Source organism: Desulfofustis glycolicus DSM 9705, assembly GCF_900130015.1.
In the GTDB taxonomy this organism is placed as follows: domain Bacteria; phylum Desulfobacterota; class Desulfobulbia; order Desulfobulbales; family Desulfocapsaceae; genus Desulfofustis; species Desulfofustis glycolicus.
In genome coordinates, this window is sequence record NZ_FQXS01000008.1 from 1 (window position 1) to 15480 (window position 15480).

A 15480-nucleotide genomic window follows, 5' to 3' on the forward strand; every position below is an offset into this window, starting at 1 on the left:
TGATCGACTTGACGGTCGGCCTGGCCGAGTATTTCAGCTTTTATAACGGCGAACGCCCTCATCAGTCGTTGGGGCAAAAGACACCTGATGTCGTATATAAGACCGCGATGGGCGGTGGAGCAGTGATTGTGAATAAATACCCACGCGCGATTGATGGAACCCCTGTTCCGCTACGCTCCACAGGGGTTCCATCAATCGCGGAGTCAGCACCAGAAGTATCGGCAGAAGCTAAACCGGGGCAGCGCCGACCCGCTGCACGTGACGTTGAATGTCTAGCTTAAACCCAGTGGATTTCTGTCTTGACTCAGGGGTCCACTTCAAGCACCTGGGTGAACTTCTTGGAAATCCTCAAACGTGACCCATCCGATCCGTTGTTGCAAAACATCCCAATTAGTCTGTTTGCGATGGGGTAAATCTCGTTCCAGCGCATACGGATCATTTTTGTAATCTTGCATGATCCAGCCATAGAGCCGTGAACTGGGATATTCTTTGAAGCACAGTGGAGTAAGAAGAGAAAAAATGCTTTTTTGGGGGTCTCTTTTTTCCAGAAATGACCCAATAAGAGCAGTATCATCAAGCATCACATCAATATTTCGAGAGATCTGATTTCGGAAATTATCGAACGAGGTCTGATAGGACACATCAGAAAGAACCTTTGCCTCTATCAACCAAGCGAACCCGTTTGAGACATTCAGAAACATTGCATCAACATGTGTTGCCCCTTCAAGGGTCCTGGCGTTGTCTCGTGCAGCAGCATCAAGAACATAAGGGATCATTTGACGACGGTGCAGATTTGACCGTAGCCAATTGACATAACTTTGAGGAGACGGAAGGCAGGCCTCAAAATAAAGTCGGAGTTCGCCATCCAAGCATTCTTCCCAACTAATCAAACCGGGAATCGGAGGATTCGGCCCGAACGTTTTGACGAGTAACTGCGTCAGAATTTTGAACCGCGAGTGATGATCGAATACACTCTTTATCGCAGTAATGGTCCAGAACCGCTCATCCTTCTCGATTTGTCGAGGAGTTTTTGCCTCTGTGAGCGGGATTCCCGCCGTCTCCTGATGCTCCTCCATGAATCTATGATAACGATCTGCACTCTTCTGGTAGTAAGCGATCTGCCCATCGATATCAGCGACGAAATGAGGTTTAAGCTCCTCGGCAGTGAAAGGAAGGTATGTTTTATCGATCATGCCTCTGGGCTATACTTGTTTTTGAACGTAGAGTTCAGCGAAAACCGCGCTTTTTGCGGTTTTCGCTGGAACTTTTTGTTAACTGATTATTATTCATAAGCTCTCATCATTTCCTTAAGTGACATTGCTAATCCTTCTAACCCAGGGAATAATGAGTACCCTCTCACATTGCACCTCGAAAGGAATCGGAATAATTCGCTATGAACAGCTCTCGGAAAAACCAGCTTCCATATTTTGTGATTGATATTTGTCTCGATCATCTTTACTGAACGGTATTTTGAATATTTATCCTTTAAATTTGTTCCAAATTTTTCACTAATTTGATCTTCAAGAGAAGTAAGTAGACAAGCTGGAACAAAGAAATTTCCACTTTGAGAATGAAGACGAGAATTCAGCTCTTCAGGTTTACCAATTAGTATTTCCGGTTTATCTTGTTTTTCAAAAAGATCGTCAATATTAGTATTGTTTTCAGAGAAATAAGATTCTTTGAATGCCCATATAACTCCATTTTGTTTAGGGGCTGAATCACATAAAGCAAAGTAAGCTGCTACGAGGTAAGAGCTTGTAACGTCAAATAACCTTGAGGGGCCTCCGTAATGTCTAATTAGTGAATGCCACTCGAATTTCGACCTGGGTTTCTCAAAATTGTGTATGTATATATGAGCCCGCTCTTTAAATAAGCGTAGAGTTGTTTGTTCCCTTTCTATCAGGAAACGCCTGGGGACACCAAAATTGTCTGCATCACGCTCAAGTGTTGATGTCAAGCCCCATTTTTCAGAACCTTGACCGCGAAACCAACAATTTCGAAGGGCTTCACCTGCAATTACTAAATCTATTGGAGTTTTTATTATGACCTGTGCAACATTATCTTTCATCTGCTTTTCAAAAACAGTTAACGTTAATTAGGCGAATTCGCGGTTAGTACTTATTCGGGGTCAATTTCGTCAATTTGCCCCCGGTCACTTCCCTCTTCCTGCCATGTCAATTCCTTTGTCCGAGAGCACCCTCCACCGGTCGGCAAGATCTATCTTGCCGATACTGCATAACAAATTATCAAGCCAACTCGTCGACTGGCTTTGCGCAACGATATTCCTTGTCCATTGCTTGGGGAAAATAATTACAAAATAATTACTTATACGAATTCGTCTAAGTGGGGAAAACTGATATTTTTGGGTCGTTGGCACACGGTTCTTCCGGAAATGCGTTCTTGAACATTGTGTATCGCCGCTACTACCGTTTCTCGATCAACTCCCGTAGCGGTTTTGGCACCATGCTTCTGAGCCTGGTGGTGATGGTTTGTTCGTGTTTCTGCCAGAGGATGCCGAGGCAGATGACGCCAAGGCCGATGATGGTCAGGGCGAACGGGAAGAGCATTGAATCTTTGAACACGTCGTAGGCCAGGTGGCCGAGGTAGCCGGCGACGCCGAGGCCGCCGAAGACGGCGAAGACGCGTCGCGAGAGTATGGCGCCGACGGTGATCAGCAGCAGGTTGATGCAAAGGTAGAAGAATTTGCTCAGCTCGCTGTCGGAGTGCTGCAGCGACAGGCCGCCCCAGAACGTGAGCACGCCGAAGAGGTAGAGCCAGAAGGCGTAATCCTTGCTGCGCCGGGAGCGGATGTCGATCCAGAAGGCGAGCAGCGTCATCAGCAGACCGAACCACAGGGAGACGAGTTTGCGCAGCTCCCAGGTGGTGTCTTCTTTGCCGAAGATAAACGGGGTAAGGTCCATGCTCAGGTACCAGAGCGTGACGGCCACCGGCATGATCATAAACGGCAGGCGGTAACGCCAGAGCAGCGCGGCGCCGGCGGCCAGCGTGGCCAGCTCCATCAGCAGCCAGTTCCAGTCGATATGGGTGTGGTATTGGCGATAGACGCGCCCTTCCGGCCAGAGGCCAATGGCCGACTGCAGGCCGTAGACGGCGAGCGGCGTGAGTACGACGACAAAGGTCGCGACGATGCCGGCGGGGATGGTGTAGTTGCGTTTGAGCAGGTATTCGGTCAGAGCGAGCCCGGCGAGGGCGTATGCCAGCGCGATGGCCAGCAGGCCCCAGCCGCCGAAGCGTTCCCAGCCGAGCGTCATGAACAGGGTCATGGCGCCGATGGCGATCAGGCCGCCGAGATAGTAGAGGATATGGGTGACGTGAAAACGGGGGTGGTCTTTGCTGTGGTCGGAAAGAAAGACCCAAAGACGTTCGGCCTGCTCTTCGCCGAGCACGCCCTGGTCGGTGGCCTGTTTGAGCAGGCCGCGGTTGACCTCCATGCATCCCTCCGGGGTTGGTGGCCGGCAGCCGTAAGGGGTGCAGACCGATGATCCGGACCAGGCGGCCTACAGGATCTGGCTGAGAAAGAGCTTGGTCCGGTCGTTTTGCGGGTTGGTGAAAAAGGCTTCCGGTTCGTTTTCCTCGATGATCTCGCCGTCATCCATGAACATCACCCGGTGGGCGACGCTCTTGGCAAAACCCATCTCGTGGCTGACGACAATCATCGTCATGCCCTCCCGGGCAAGGCTGATCATGACGTCGAGCACCTCTTTGACCATCTCCGGGTCAAGGGCCGAGGTCGGCTCATCGAAAAGCATCACGTTGGGTTTCATGCACAGGCTGCGGGCGATGGCGACGCGCTGCTGCTGGCCGCCAGAGAGCTGGCCCGGGTACTTGAGGGCCTGCTCGCTGATGCGCACCTTCTCCAGGAAGTAGCGGGCGGTCTCCTCGGCCTCCCGTTTCGGCGTCTTGCGCACCCAGATCGGGCCGAGGGTGAGGTTCTCGAGCACGGTCAGGTGGGGAAAAAGATTGAAGTGCTGGAAGACCATGCCCACCTCGGTGCGGACCTTCTCGATATTCTTCAGGTCCTTGGTGAGCTCAATGCCATCGACGACGATGCGGCCCCGCTGGTGCTCCTCGAGCCGGTTGATGCAGCGGATCAGCGTCGACTTGCCGGAACCGGACGGCCCGCAGATAACGATTCGCTCGCCCCGATGGACGGTGAGGTTGATGTTTTTGAGGACGTGGAAGTCACCGAACCACTTGTGCATCTCCTCGATCTCGATGATCGGATGGGTGTCGCTGATCGTCTCTGCTTGCATGCCTGCTTCCTTGTCTGCTTCGCGGCGGCTGCCGCGTTGTGATGCTGCCGGTGGCGGAGCTACCGGTCGGTATCGAGTTCTTTTTCCAGTTTCCTGCTGTAGTTGGACATCGCAAAACAGCAGATAAAATAAATCAGGGCCACAAAGATGTAGGCCTCGGCCGAATAGCCCATCCATTTGGGGTCGCTCAGCGTCGTCTGGGTGGTCTTCAACAAGTCGTAGAGAGCGATGATGACCACCAGCGAGGTATCCTTGAAGGCGGAGATGAGAATGCTCACCGACGGCGGGATGACGATCTTCAGGGCCTGGGGCAGGATGATAAGGCGCATCGTCTGAAAATAGTTGAGCCCGAGCGACTCGGCGGCCTCGTACTGGCCGCGGTCGATGCCCTGCAGGCCACCGCGCACCACCTCGGCGATATAGGCGGCGGTAAAGAGGATGATCGCCACCTGGGCGCGCAGGATCTTGTTGACGGTGACGCCTTCCGGCAAAAACAGCGGAAAGACCACCGACGACATGAACAGCAGACTGATCAGCGGCACGCCGCGGATCAACTCGATGTAGACGACGCAGAACGACTTGATCACCGGCATCTCCGACTGGCGGCCGAGCGCCAGCACCACGCCGACCGGGTAGGCGGCGGTCAGGCCGAAAACGGAGAGCAGCAGGGTCAGCGGCAGCCCGCCCCAGTTGGCACTCTCCACCGCAGTCAGGCCGAACAGGCCGCCCTTGAGCAGCAGACCCATGACGAACAGGCCGACCAGCCAAGACCAGGCAAGCATCTTGTTCCAGCGGCTGCGCTCCCGGCTGTAGAAGAGCAGCGCCACCAACAGGCCCATGGCCAGCAGCGGCCGCCACTGCAGGTCGTGCGGGTAAAAGCCGAACAGAATGAAGCGGATGTTGGCGCTGATCACCGACCAGCAGGCCCCATCGGTGGCCCGGCACTCCTCGCTGCCGGTCAGCCAGACGCTGTCGATAAAGGCCCACTTGACCGTGCCGGGCACGATCAACCAGAGCAGGTAGAGAACGGCCAGGGTCAGCAGGGAGTTGAACCAGCCGTTGAACAGGTTGGCCCTGATCCAGCCGATGACGCCAATCTCGGTTACCGGCGGCTTGATCTCTTCGCGGTGCGGGGCAGCTGTGGTCGATTTCATCGCGTCTCTATCGCTCCACCAGCTTGATCTTTTTGTTGTACCAGTTCATGAACGCCGACGTCGACAGGCTGAAGATCAGGTAGACGATCATGATCAGGGCCACGCCCTCGATGGCCTGGCCGGTCTGGTTGATGGTCGTGCCGGCTACCGAGACGAAGTCGGGATAGCCGATGGCCACCGCCAGCGAGCTGTTCTTGGTCAGGTTGAGCATCTGGCTGGTCAGCGGCGGCACGATGACCCGCAGGGCCTGGGGCAGGATGATCAAGTGCATGACCCGTCCCGGGCGCAGACCGAGCGAAGTGGCGGCCTCGCGCTGGCCCTTGCCGACCGACTGGATGCCGGCGCGCACCACCTCGGCGACAAAAGCCGCGGTGTAGAGTACCAGGCCGAGCAGCAGCGCGGTGAATTCCGGGCTGATGGTTATGCCGCCCTTGAAGTTGAAGCCGCTGAGCACCGGTACGTTCATTTCGGTCGGCGCCCCACCGAGCCACCAGACGATGGCCGGCAGGCCGAGCAGCATCAGCAGCGAGGCGCGAAAGAGCGGGAAGGTCCGACCGGTCGCATCCTGCCGTTTGATCGCCCAGCGCCGCAGGAACCAGACAGCGATGCAGCTCAGCACGAAGGCAGCGGCGGCATAGCCGAAGGCCGGGTGGTAGTGCGGCACCCCGAAGATCATGCCGCGGTTGCAGAGAAAGACGCCGGGCAGCAGGTCCAGGGCCTGGCGCGGACCCGGCAGAATCTCGTAGAAAAAGGCGTACCAGAAAAAGAGCTGGAGCAGTACCGGGATGTCCTGAAACACCTCGATATAGGCGGCGGCCAGCTTGGAGAGCAGCCAGTTGGTACTGAGCCGGGCGATGCCGAGAATGGTGCCGAGCACCACGGTCAGTATGATGCCGATACAGGAGACGATCAGGGTGTTGAGAAAGCCGACGAGCAGGGCCTTGCCGTAGGAATCGGCGGCCGAGTAATCGATCAGCGACTCGCCAATCTCAAAGGCGGCCTCTTTCTCGACGAACTCGAAGCCGGTGGAGATCGACTGCCGCTCGAGATTGATCAGCGTGTTGTTGATCAGGTAATAACCGAGCAGCGCCACGCCGGCCATGGTGACCAGCTGGTAGAGGATGGAGCGCTTGGTGGGATCGCGTAAAAACGGTATCTTTTCCGGAGCTGTCGTCGCCTGCATAGCCGCTTCCGGGCGCTGCCCGGGAACGGAGCCCCGGGCAGCGCCGAAAAGATGAAACGTCGAAAAGGGGCGGCTACTTGAACGGCGGCGAGTACATCAGACCGCCGTTGGTCCACAGCGCGTTGAGGCCGCGCTCGAGCATCAGCGGCGTGTCGACACCGACGTTGCGCTCGAAGACCTCGCCGTAGTTACCGACTTGTTTGATGATATTGTAGGCCCAGTTCTCATCGAGGCCGAGGGCCTTGCCGTTGCCGGGCGAGACGCCGAGAAAGCGCTGCACCTTCGGATCGGTGCTGCCCATCATCTCGTCGATATTGGCCGAGGTGATGCCGAGTTCTTCGGCCTCGATCATCGCCAGCACCGAGTAGTTGACGATGTCCATCCACTGGTCATCGCCGTGCCGTACCGCCGGGGCCAGCGGCTCTTTCGAGATGATTTCCGGCAGGATCTTGTAATCCGCCGGATTCGGGGCAACGGCCCGGATGCCGGCAAGCTGGGAGGCGTCCGAGGTCATGCAGTCGCAGCGGCCGGCGAAAAATGCCTTGGACAGCTCGGCGGTGCTCTCAATGACGACCGGGTTCATGTTCATCTTCTGAACCCGGAAGTAGTCGGCGACATTCTGCTCGGTGGTGGTACCGGGCAGCACGCAGACCGAGGCGCCGTCCAACTCCTTGGCACTCTCGACGCCGAGGGCCTTGGGCACGAGGAAGCCCTGGCCGTCGTAGTAGTTGACCTGGACGAAATTGAGTCCGAGGTCGGTGTCGCGGCTCAGGGTCTGAGTGGCGTTACGGGTCAGCACGTCGATTTCACCGGACTGCAGCGCGGTGAAACGAGTTTTGGCGGTCAGCGGGGTGTACTTGACCTTGTCGGCATCGCCGAAGACGGCGGCGGCAACGGCCCGGGCCGTATCGACATCGAGGCCACGCCACACTCCTTTCTCGTCCGGTTTGGCAAAACCGAACAGATCGCCGTTGACGCCGGCCTGGATAAAGCCCTTGGCCTTGACGTCATCAAGGGTTCCCGCCATGGCCACTGAGGTGGCCAGACAGAGAGACGCTGCCATGACCGGGATTGTCCGCATCAAGTGTTTCATCGAAGCCCTCCTTGTGTTTGGAAAAGAGTTCCAGATGTGTCGCGACCGCTACGGACGGTCGCCCTACCACTCTTTATGGGGAGCTTGAAAGATTCGGCATTTCGTTCAAAATCGAGGCACGCAAGAAAATTTTACCGCAGGCATATAAATGATATTCCGAGGATAAAATTTGATTGCGCAACGATGAGATTGGGCGAAATGACAATTTTTCAAGGTTCCCATATTGTCGAACCGGCACCGGGCCGATGACTTGACTTGATAACCGGCAAGAATCCCCCCTGCACTGCGTTGTTATCGCAAGAATTTCCGCTGCTGTCAAGCAGTTTGACTCCGTCCGCCGGTCATGCGGCGGCTCCGGCCCGTTTCCGGCGAGCGAGCGCTCAAACGGGGCGATTTATTGCGTTAAATAATCCGCGAACTCCGCTTCGACCTGGGAGAAGCGGATGGCAAAGCCGAGCCCTTCGAACTTCTCGGTGATCAGCTTCATCGTGTTGACACCGAGCACCTCGCCCTGCGCGTTGACCAGCGGGCCGCCGGAATTGCCGGGGTAGATCTGGGCATCGGTCTGGATATAGCCGTCACGCAGACCGGAAATGACCCCTGCGGTGATTGAGTTGTTGAGTTGGAGCGGCGAGCCGATGGCATAGACGGTCCGGCCGTAGGCGACCTGATCGATCGGGGCGGGACGCAGATACGGCGTGACAAAGCCGTTGAGCTTGAGCAGGGCCAGGTCATAGGTATCGCTGACCCGGTAGAGCAGCGCCGACTGCTCGCTACCGTCGGCAAGGGTCACCGGGAACCGCGATTGCCGAGCCAGCTGATCATTGGCGTTGCGCCAGCCGTCGCGCTGCCGGCGGAATTCACGACTTTTCCCTTGATACTCCTCTTTTCTGGCCTGGTGCTCGCGCCGCCACGTCTGCAGGGTCTTGGCCCGCTCCCGCAGGCTCTGCTCGACATCCTTCCGCCACTGCGGGTTGAGACGGCTGCCGAACTCGTCGATCCGTTGCTGCAGCAGGCGGCGATCCTGCTCCAGTTTCCGCTCGTAGGCGGCAAGCCGCTCCTCGTCCTGTTGCAGCGAGGCCTGCCAGTGTTTCAGCTTGCTCTCCGCCTCACCGAGCTTGTCTTCAACCTGGCGGTTATTCTGCTCGCTGCCCCGGACCACGTGACGGTTGGTGATGATCAGTCCCCGGTCGTTGACGAAAAACCCGGAGCCGGAGCCGGCCTCGGTGGTGATCGAGACCACCGCGTGGCTGGCCCGCTCCAGCGGCGACTGGGCCGGCAGCGTGGCGGCGAGTTGGGCGGCCAGGTCCTTGCCGGCGGCCGGTGCGCCGGGAGGTGGCGCGTCGGCCGCTCGATCCCGGCGAGGGCCGGTCGGCGGTCCGTCGACATTGTATTTGATCTCGGCAATATCACCGATATCGATGGTGATCATGCCACCGTACTGCTCGTAGCTAACCTGACCGCCACTGCGATCGATCACCTCCGTGCTGATCACGGAGCCGTTTTTCAGGTGGATTTCGTGGCCGCCCCAGGCGCTGCCGGCGCACAACAACGACAGCAGCAGGAGGGCCGACAGGACGATGCGATACGGTCTCATAACAGGCTGTCAGCGGCTCTCGGGGCCGGCACGGCGACAAGAGTTCTTCGGCCGAACCCAGTGTGAATGAAAGACTGGGATACTACAATAGCATTTTCACCAGCACAAAACCACCGATGAGCAACACCATGAAAATAACGGACAGGATATTGAAATACCGGTCGATGAAATATTTGACCGGGGCACCGAATTTCCAGATGAAGGCGGCCACTAGAAAAAATCGGGCGGCCCGGGAGAGGGCCGAGACCACGAGAAAGGTGGCCAGATCGAGCTTGAAGGCGCCGGCGGTGATGGTGAAGAGCTTGTACGGCAGCGGGGTGAAACCGGCCGCGCCGACCGCCCAGGCGTCATAGGCGCGATAGAGATCCTGGACACGCAGATACTTGTCCTCAAAGCCATACCAGGCAATGATCTGCTGACCGACCGAGTCCATGAACCAGAAACCGAGGCCATAACCGAGCGCCCCGCCGAGCACCGAGCCGGCCGCACAGACCGCCGCGAAGAAAAAGGAGCGCGACGGCGCGGCGATGCACATGGCGATGAGAAAGACGTCGGGTGGAATCGGGAAGAAGGATGACTCGACGAAGGCAATGAAAAACAGCGCCCAGACCCCGTAAGGGCCGGCGATCCAAGCCATACAGATATCGTAGAGCCGTTTGAGCGGACCACCGGCCAGCTTCACCGTCGTTTCACCCGGATCGCTGTTACCAACCATGTTTCCCCACCAGGTCGACAAAGCGCACCCGCTCGAGATCTCTGATCTGCCTGCCGTCTTCGGTCAATTCCAGTAATTTCAAGGTCTGTAGGTATTGGTCCCCGACCGGGATGACGAGCCGGCCGCGCTCGCTCAGCTGCTCGACCAGCGGTTCGGGGATCGACGGGCCGCCGGCGGTGACGATGATGGCGTCAAACGGGCCGCACTCCGGCCAGCCGAGGGTGCCGTCGTCGAGCTTTGAGGAGATGTTGTAATATTTAAGGAGATCGAAAACTTTGCGGGCCGAGGCGAGCAGGGAGTTGATCCGTTCGACGGTGTAGACTTTTTTGCAGAGCCGGGAGAGAACGGCGGCCTGGTAGCCGGACCCGGTACCGATCTCGAGGACCTGCTCATCATCCTGCAGGCCGAGGGCCTCGGTCATGCTGGCGACGATATAGGGTTGGGAAATGGTCTGTCCGGCGGCAATCGGCAGCGGGAAGTCGCCGTAGGCCCTGGACTGCAGCGCGTCGTCGACGAACAGGTGCCGGGGTACGGTGCGCATCGCCTCGAGGACTCGCGGGTCGCTGATGCCGCGGGGAACCAGCTGTTCCTGCACCATCCGCTCGCGAATGGTGGCAAATCGGTCAATCACTCTCGCTTCTCTTGCCAGCCGAAGTCTTCCGACCAGCCATACTCGTCGGCATCAAAGGAGCTGTAGCCGACATCGACAACGCTGTCCCCTTCAAAGGTGACGACGATCTGCTCGTAACCCTTGGCATTGAAGAGCTTGCCCAGGTACGGGGCCTGCTGCAGGGTCGATTGCCTCTCCTCGTAATAGACCCAGCGCTCCGCCGTGTCGGAGATCGTCTGGCGGGAGTCGGGATCGCCGAGATAGGTCAGAACCTCGTCTCTGGTCGATACACCCGGCTTGATCAGCGCCGCATCGGAGGCCAGGTGCCGCACGGGACTTCCGGTGCAGGCACCGAGAAGGACGAGCAGGGCCAGGCAGACAAGCGTTCTTGCACAATGGGTCATGATTTTCTCCCAAGTCAATCTTCTTCGTCATCCCTTCTTCGGCAGGACCTTGCCGGCCCTCCTAAAGCGGGAAGCACTCCTGCTCTATAGCCTGTGATCCCCGTTTTTTCAATGGTTAAGTCGACGGAGCACCGTGACGTCCGCTGCCCCGCCTGCCGAATGAAACCGCTCAGCCGGCCAGCTTGCCGAGGATGCGATAGTTGCGGGCGACCATCTCCAGCGGGTCGATCATCAACCCGGCCTGGATCATCGCGTTGTCGTGGATCTGGCGGGCGATCTCGACGGCAAACACCTCGTCTTCCTTGACCAGTTCGGCCAGTCTGCGGATCAGCGGGTTGGTCGGGTTGATCTCCAGGTTCTTTTTGCCGATCTCCGGCTTGAGGCCTTTTTCAAACTTGCCGGCGGCCATGATCCGCTCCATCGACGAGGTCATGAACCCGTCGGGGTTGACGATGAGAGCCGGGGCGTCGACCAGCCGCTTGGAGATGCTGACCTCGGCGACCTGTTCCTTGAGCGTCTCCTTGAGCCAGCTGACGAGATCCCCGGCCGCTTTGTCGTCAAGCGGCGTCTCGGCTTTCTCGTCACTCTCGCTCGGCGGTGTATCGTCATCGCCCAGAGAGAGGTCCGCCTTGTCCGCCGAGACCAGCTTCTTGCCGTCGAATTCGCCGAGATAGCTGAGCACGAAGTCGTCGATCGGCTCCATCGTATAGATCAGTTCGACGTCTTTCTTGCGGAACATCTCGATATATGGCCCGGCCTCGATCGCCTCCCGGTTCGGGCCGTTGATATAGTAGATCTCCTTTTGGTCGGGATGCATGCGCAGCAGGTAGTCGGACAGGCTGACCGGGGTTCCGGCCTCCGACTTGGACGTCTCGAAACGCATCAGCTTGCCGAGTTCGGTGCGGTATTCGAAATCGCTGGTCACCCCTTCCTTGAGGTAGATGCCAAACGTTTTCCAGAATTCCAAATAGGCCGCCTCGTCTTTTTTCGCCTCATCCTCGAGGAACTTGAGGAACCGCTTGCTGATCACCCGGCGGATCTTAGCGACCAGAGCGTTGTCCTGCAAGGCCTGGCGCGAGATATTGAGCGGCAGGTCCTCGCTGTCGATGACACCCTTGAGAAAGCGCAGCCATTCCGGCAGGATGTTCTCCGAATGCTGATCAATCAGGATGCGCTGGCAGTAGAGATTGACGCCCGGGCTCATCTTGCCGAACCCCATGATCTCCAGGTTCTCCTTGGGCACGAAGAGCAGGGCGTTGATGGCCAGCGGCGCGTCGGTGGAAAAATGCAGGCGGAGCATCGGCTCGTCGACGGCATTGGCGACGAACTTGTAGAACTCGACATATTCCTCGTCGGTGATTTCCGAGCGGCTGCGCGCCCACAGGGCCTGGACGGTGTTGAGGGTTTCCCCTTCGAGCTTGATCGGAAAGGGAACGAACGAGCTGTACTGTTTGATGACCGACTCGACCTTCCACTTTTTGGCGTAATCCTCGCACCCTTCTTTCAGCTCGACGATCACCTTGGTGCCGCGATGCAGGCCCTGACATTCACTGACGGTGTAGGTGCCGGTACCGTCGGAAACCCATTCGTGGCCTTCGCTGCCGTCCCAGGAGCGACTGCGCACCCGGACCGTTGCCCCGGCCATGAAGGCACTGTAAAAGCCGACACCGAACTGGCCGATCAGGCTGACATCCTGGCGCGCCGCTTCGGCGAGCTGGGTCAGGAAGGTGTTGGATCCGGAATGGGCGATGGTACCGAGGTTGGCCAGCAGGTCGTCCTTGGTCATGCCGATGCCGGTATCGGTGATGGTCAGCTGGTTTTTCTTCTCGTCGAGATCGATGGTGATCTCCAGCGGCACATGGGCGTCGAAGAGCTCCTCTTCACTGTGGGTCAGGCTCTCGTGACGATATTTTTCCAGCGCATCGGCGGCGTTGGAGATCAACTCACGGATAAAGACGTCGCGCTCGGTATAGAGCGAGTTGATGACGATATCGAGAAGTTTTTTGGTTTCCGCCTGAAATTCATGGGTCGTGGTTGCTGCTGTCATTGTGCTTCCTCTTTTACGCAATGGGTTACGGGCTGGCTTGAAAGATTTTCCAAAACAGCCGACAAAAACAAAGATGCGGACCGCCGGCCGGACCGGGACGCGGCATGGCGTCTCGGGGCATCTCTGGAACCGGTTATAGCCTGTTGAAAATACAGGCGTAGTTTCCCTGAACCACGGCTGCCGCCGGCCGATCAATCCTTGCTTTTTCCTCTGAAGTCGGCGAAAATGTTAACCATCGACGGCAGGCTGTCAAGGCCGCCGCCCTGCCCGCAGGACCATCATCAGAGAGGAGGGATATCATGAAAATCATTGCCATCGGCGATATACATATGGCCACCGATACGATAGCATCCATCGATGGAATCGACACGGCCGACCTGGTTATCATCAACGGCGACCTGACCAACTTCGGCGGGACGCACGAGGCAAAAGAGGTACTCGACGCGGTACTGAGCGCCAACCAGTCGGTTCTCGCCCAGTTCGGCAACCTGGACAAACCGGAGATCAACGATTATCTCGAGGAACTCGGCATCAACCTGCACCGCCAGGCCCGGCTGCTTCATAACCGGGTCTGCCTGATCGGCCTCGGCGGCTCCAACAAGACACCGTTCGCAACGCCGTCGGAGTTTTCCGAAGAGCAACTGGCCGCAGGCATCGACGAAGCCTACGAGCAGGCGCGCGGCTTCATCGATCTGGCGGAACCGCTGGAGAAAATCCACATCCCGACGATCCTGGTCAGTCACACCCCGCCGTTCGGCACCGCCGTCGACCGGCTGCGCTCCGGCACCCACGTCGGCTCCAGCGCCGTCCGCACGTTCATCGAAGAGCGGCAACCCGAACTCTGTATCTGCGGACACATTCACGAAGCGGCCGGCAGCGACCGGATCGGCCGCACACCGATCTATAACCCGGGGATGCTCAGCCAGGGCGGCTGGCTGGAGATCTCCGTCGACAAATCAACGGTCCAGACCACCTTTCATGAACGAATCTAACGATACCATCGATACCATCATCGTCGGCGGCGGCATCAGCGGCCTGGTCGTCGCCCACCGGCTCACCCGCGATTTCCCCGGTCATCGTCTGGTCGTCCTGGAAAAAGAGGAGCGTCCCGGCGGGGTGATCAGCTCCTTTTCCGACAACGGCTACCTGGCCGAATGGGGACCGCACGGCTTTCTCGACAATTGCGCCGAAAGCCGCGACATCCTCCGCGAAACCGGACTCGACAAGGAATGCGTCGCGGCCTCGCTGGCCACATTCGTGCGCTACGTCTGCATCAACGGCCGGCTGATGATGATTCCGCAATCGCCGCTGAAGATCCTCCGGGCGCCGCTGATTCCGTTTGGCGACAAGATCCGGGTCCTCGGCGACCTGTTCAAGAAACCGCTGGACGGCGAACCGACCGTGGCCAAATGGGCCGCCTATCGCTTCGGCCGTGCCCTGCTACCCTACGTCGACGCGGTCTTTACCGGCACCTACGCCGGCGATTACAACGAACTGCGTATCGACGCGGTGATGCCCGGAGTACGGGAGCTGGAGCACCGTCACGGCTCGGTGATCCGCGGCGTTATCGCCAAGGCGCGGGCGGCCCGGAAGACGAAGCGGCGCGGCGAGAAACTGACGATGCCGGCAATGACCAGTTTTCCCGGCGGCATGCAGCGGTTACCCGAACGGCTGGCTGAACCTCTTATCGCCGCCGGCGGGCTCCACTACGGGCAGCGGGTTATCGGCCTGGAGCGGCAGGAAAACGGCTGGGCGGTACAGACCAAGACCGAGCGATTGGTCGCCGCCAACCTGGTGCTGGCACTGCCGGTCAACGGTGCCCTGCCGCTGCTGGCCACCGTCGACCCGGCCTTGGCCGCGCTGAGCGTACCGGAGGCCCGACTGGCGACCGTTGTCTTCGGCTTTGCCGATGCCCAACTGCCGCCGGGCTTCGGTTACCTGATTCCGGAAGTCGAGCAGCGCTTCACTCTCGGCACACTCTTTTCTTCGAATATGTTCCCGAACCGGGCCCCGGCCGGACACATCGTCTTCGAGACCCTGGTCGGCGGGCGACGACACCCGGAACGCGTGGAGCTCGACGACAAAACGCTGATCGAGCGGTCCCTGGCCGACGTCCGTGGATTGCTGACACTGCCGCCGACGCCGAGCTACGCCAAGGTGCTGCGACCGTTCGGCGCCATCCCGCAACTGGAGGGCGGCTACCGTGATCTGCTGCGGCGGCGCAACGAGCTGGTGGCCAGGCAGCGCGGCCTGTTTATCTGCGGCTTCGGCTGGGAAGGGATCGGGCTGAACGACATGATCAAGACTGCCTGCGCGCTGGCCGGCAGGGTCGGCAGCGGCACGGCCCAGAGCCAGGATCAGGCCGAGGTAAAGAAGGTTTATTTCTAAATGGCGATCGCGGCT

At 58.6% G+C, this 15480-nt stretch carries 14 protein-coding genes and 1 pseudogene; 3 read left to right on the forward strand and 12 right to left on the reverse strand.

Annotation, left to right across the window (positions count from 1 at the left end; genetic code table 11):
- Nucleotides 1-140, forward strand: a pseudogene (locus BUC26_RS24110) (integrase core domain-containing protein); the annotation flags it as partial.
- Nucleotides 141-317: 177 nt separating this feature from the next.
- On the opposite strand, the gene BUC26_RS08090 reads toward BUC26_RS24110, so the two are convergent.
- The 12 genes from BUC26_RS08090 to htpG form a co-directional block, all read right to left on the reverse strand.
- A complete protein-coding gene (locus BUC26_RS08090; protein ID WP_073375034.1) occupies nucleotides 318-1193 on the reverse strand; it encodes a hypothetical protein in 876 nt (291 codons plus the stop codon).
- An 89-nt stretch (nucleotides 1194-1282) separates the two neighbouring features.
- Nucleotides 1283-2068: an FRG domain-containing protein gene (locus tag BUC26_RS08095; RefSeq protein ID WP_073375036.1), complete on the reverse strand. Its 786-nt coding sequence runs from the start codon at nucleotides 2066-2068 to the stop codon at nucleotides 1283-1285.
- Nucleotides 2069-2423: 355 nt separating this feature from the next.
- The gene (locus tag BUC26_RS08100) at nucleotides 2424-3452 is read right to left on the reverse strand and encodes a DUF2157 domain-containing protein (protein ID WP_073375038.1); all 1029 of its coding nucleotides are present in this window, start codon (nucleotides 3450-3452) and stop codon (nucleotides 2424-2426) included.
- A 66-nt stretch (nucleotides 3453-3518) separates the two neighbouring features.
- Nucleotides 3519-4274, reverse strand: a complete 756-nt coding sequence (locus tag BUC26_RS08105) for an amino acid ABC transporter ATP-binding protein (protein ID WP_073375040.1) — start codon at nucleotides 4272-4274, stop codon at nucleotides 3519-3521.
- 59 nt (nucleotides 4275-4333) lie between these two features.
- Nucleotides 4334-5428, reverse strand: a complete 1095-nt coding sequence (locus tag BUC26_RS08110) for an amino acid ABC transporter permease (protein ID WP_073375042.1) — start codon at nucleotides 5426-5428, stop codon at nucleotides 4334-4336.
- Between the two features lie 7 nt (nucleotides 5429-5435).
- The gene (locus BUC26_RS08115; protein WP_073375044.1) at nucleotides 5436-6611 is read right to left on the reverse strand and encodes an amino acid ABC transporter permease; all 1176 of its coding nucleotides are present in this window, start codon (nucleotides 6609-6611) and stop codon (nucleotides 5436-5438) included.
- A gap of 73 nt (nucleotides 6612-6684) precedes the next feature.
- A complete protein-coding gene (locus tag BUC26_RS08120; protein WP_425267078.1) occupies nucleotides 6685-7674 on the reverse strand; it encodes an amino acid ABC transporter substrate-binding protein in 990 nt (329 codons plus the stop codon).
- A gap of 424 nt (nucleotides 7675-8098) precedes the next feature.
- Nucleotides 8099-9301, reverse strand: coding sequence for a S1C family serine protease (locus BUC26_RS08125; RefSeq protein WP_073375045.1), 1203 nt, complete (start codon nucleotides 9299-9301; stop codon nucleotides 8099-8101).
- Between the two features lie 82 nt (nucleotides 9302-9383).
- Nucleotides 9384-10016, reverse strand: coding sequence for a YqaA family protein (locus BUC26_RS08130; protein ID WP_073375047.1), 633 nt, complete (start codon nucleotides 10014-10016; stop codon nucleotides 9384-9386).
- The gene (locus tag BUC26_RS08135; RefSeq protein WP_244155811.1) at nucleotides 10006-10647 is read right to left on the reverse strand and encodes a protein-L-isoaspartate(D-aspartate) O-methyltransferase; all 642 of its coding nucleotides are present in this window, start codon (nucleotides 10645-10647) and stop codon (nucleotides 10006-10008) included. The genes BUC26_RS08130 and BUC26_RS08135 overlap by 11 nt, the downstream gene beginning before the upstream one ends.
- Nucleotides 10644-11030 carry an outer membrane protein assembly factor BamE domain-containing protein gene (gene bamE / locus BUC26_RS08140; RefSeq protein WP_073375048.1) on the reverse strand — a complete coding sequence of 129 codons (387 nt, stop codon included), beginning with the start codon at nucleotides 11028-11030 and terminating at the stop codon, nucleotides 10644-10646. The genes BUC26_RS08135 and bamE overlap by 4 nt, the downstream gene beginning before the upstream one ends.
- Before the next feature lie 169 nt (nucleotides 11031-11199).
- Nucleotides 11200-13077, reverse strand: coding sequence for a molecular chaperone HtpG (htpG, locus tag BUC26_RS08145; RefSeq protein WP_073375050.1), 1878 nt, complete (start codon nucleotides 13075-13077; stop codon nucleotides 11200-11202).
- Nucleotides 13078-13376: 299 nt separating this feature from the next.
- Here htpG and BUC26_RS08150 point away from each other — a divergent pair, with 299 nt between their 5' ends.
- Both BUC26_RS08150 and hemG read left to right on the forward strand, forming a co-directional pair.
- Nucleotides 13377-14069: a metallophosphoesterase gene (locus tag BUC26_RS08150; RefSeq protein WP_073375052.1), complete on the forward strand. Its 693-nt coding sequence runs from the start codon at nucleotides 13377-13379 to the stop codon at nucleotides 14067-14069.
- Complete coding sequence (hemG, locus tag BUC26_RS08155; protein WP_073375054.1) at nucleotides 14056-15465, forward strand: protoporphyrinogen oxidase; 1410 nt, start codon at nucleotides 14056-14058, stop codon at nucleotides 15463-15465. The genes BUC26_RS08150 and hemG overlap by 14 nt, the downstream gene beginning before the upstream one ends.
- Nucleotides 15466-15480: the final 15 nt, after the last annotated feature.

Bases quoted from the DNA above. Each gene is read 5' to 3' on its own strand.
- BUC26_RS08090 (WP_073375034.1), bottom strand. From the start codon at position 1,193: ATGATCGATAAAACATACCTTCCTTTCACTGCCGAGGAGCTTAAACCT.
- BUC26_RS08095 (WP_073375036.1), bottom strand. From the start codon at position 2,068: ATGAAAGATAATGTTGCACAGGTCATAATAAAAACTCCAATAGATTTA.
- BUC26_RS08100 (WP_073375038.1), bottom strand. From the start codon at position 3,452: ATGGAGGTCAACCGCGGCCTGCTCAAACAGGCCACCGACCAGGGCGTG.
- BUC26_RS08105 (WP_073375040.1), bottom strand. From the start codon at position 4,274: ATGCAAGCAGAGACGATCAGCGACACCCATCCGATCATCGAGATCGAG.
- BUC26_RS08110 (WP_073375042.1), bottom strand. From the start codon at position 5,428: ATGAAATCGACCACAGCTGCCCCGCACCGCGAAGAGATCAAGCCGCCG.
- BUC26_RS08115 (WP_073375044.1), bottom strand. From the start codon at position 6,611: ATGCAGGCGACGACAGCTCCGGAAAAGATACCGTTTTTACGCGATCCC.
- BUC26_RS08120 (WP_425267078.1), bottom strand. From the start codon at position 7,674: ATGGCAGCGTCTCTCTGTCTGGCCACCTCAGTGGCCATGGCGGGAACC.
- BUC26_RS08125 (WP_073375045.1), bottom strand. From the start codon at position 9,301: ATGAGACCGTATCGCATCGTCCTGTCGGCCCTCCTGCTGCTGTCGTTG.
- BUC26_RS08130 (WP_073375047.1), bottom strand. From the start codon at position 10,016: ATGGTTGGTAACAGCGATCCGGGTGAAACGACGGTGAAGCTGGCCGGT.
- bamE (WP_073375048.1), bottom strand. From the start codon at position 11,030: ATGACCCATTGTGCAAGAACGCTTGTCTGCCTGGCCCTGCTCGTCCTT.
- htpG (WP_073375050.1), bottom strand. From the start codon at position 13,077: ATGACAGCAGCAACCACGACCCATGAATTTCAGGCGGAAACCAAAAAA.
- BUC26_RS08150 (WP_073375052.1), top strand. From the start codon at position 13,377: ATGAAAATCATTGCCATCGGCGATATACATATGGCCACCGATACGATA.
- hemG (WP_073375054.1), top strand. From the start codon at position 14,056: ATGAACGAATCTAACGATACCATCGATACCATCATCGTCGGCGGCGGC.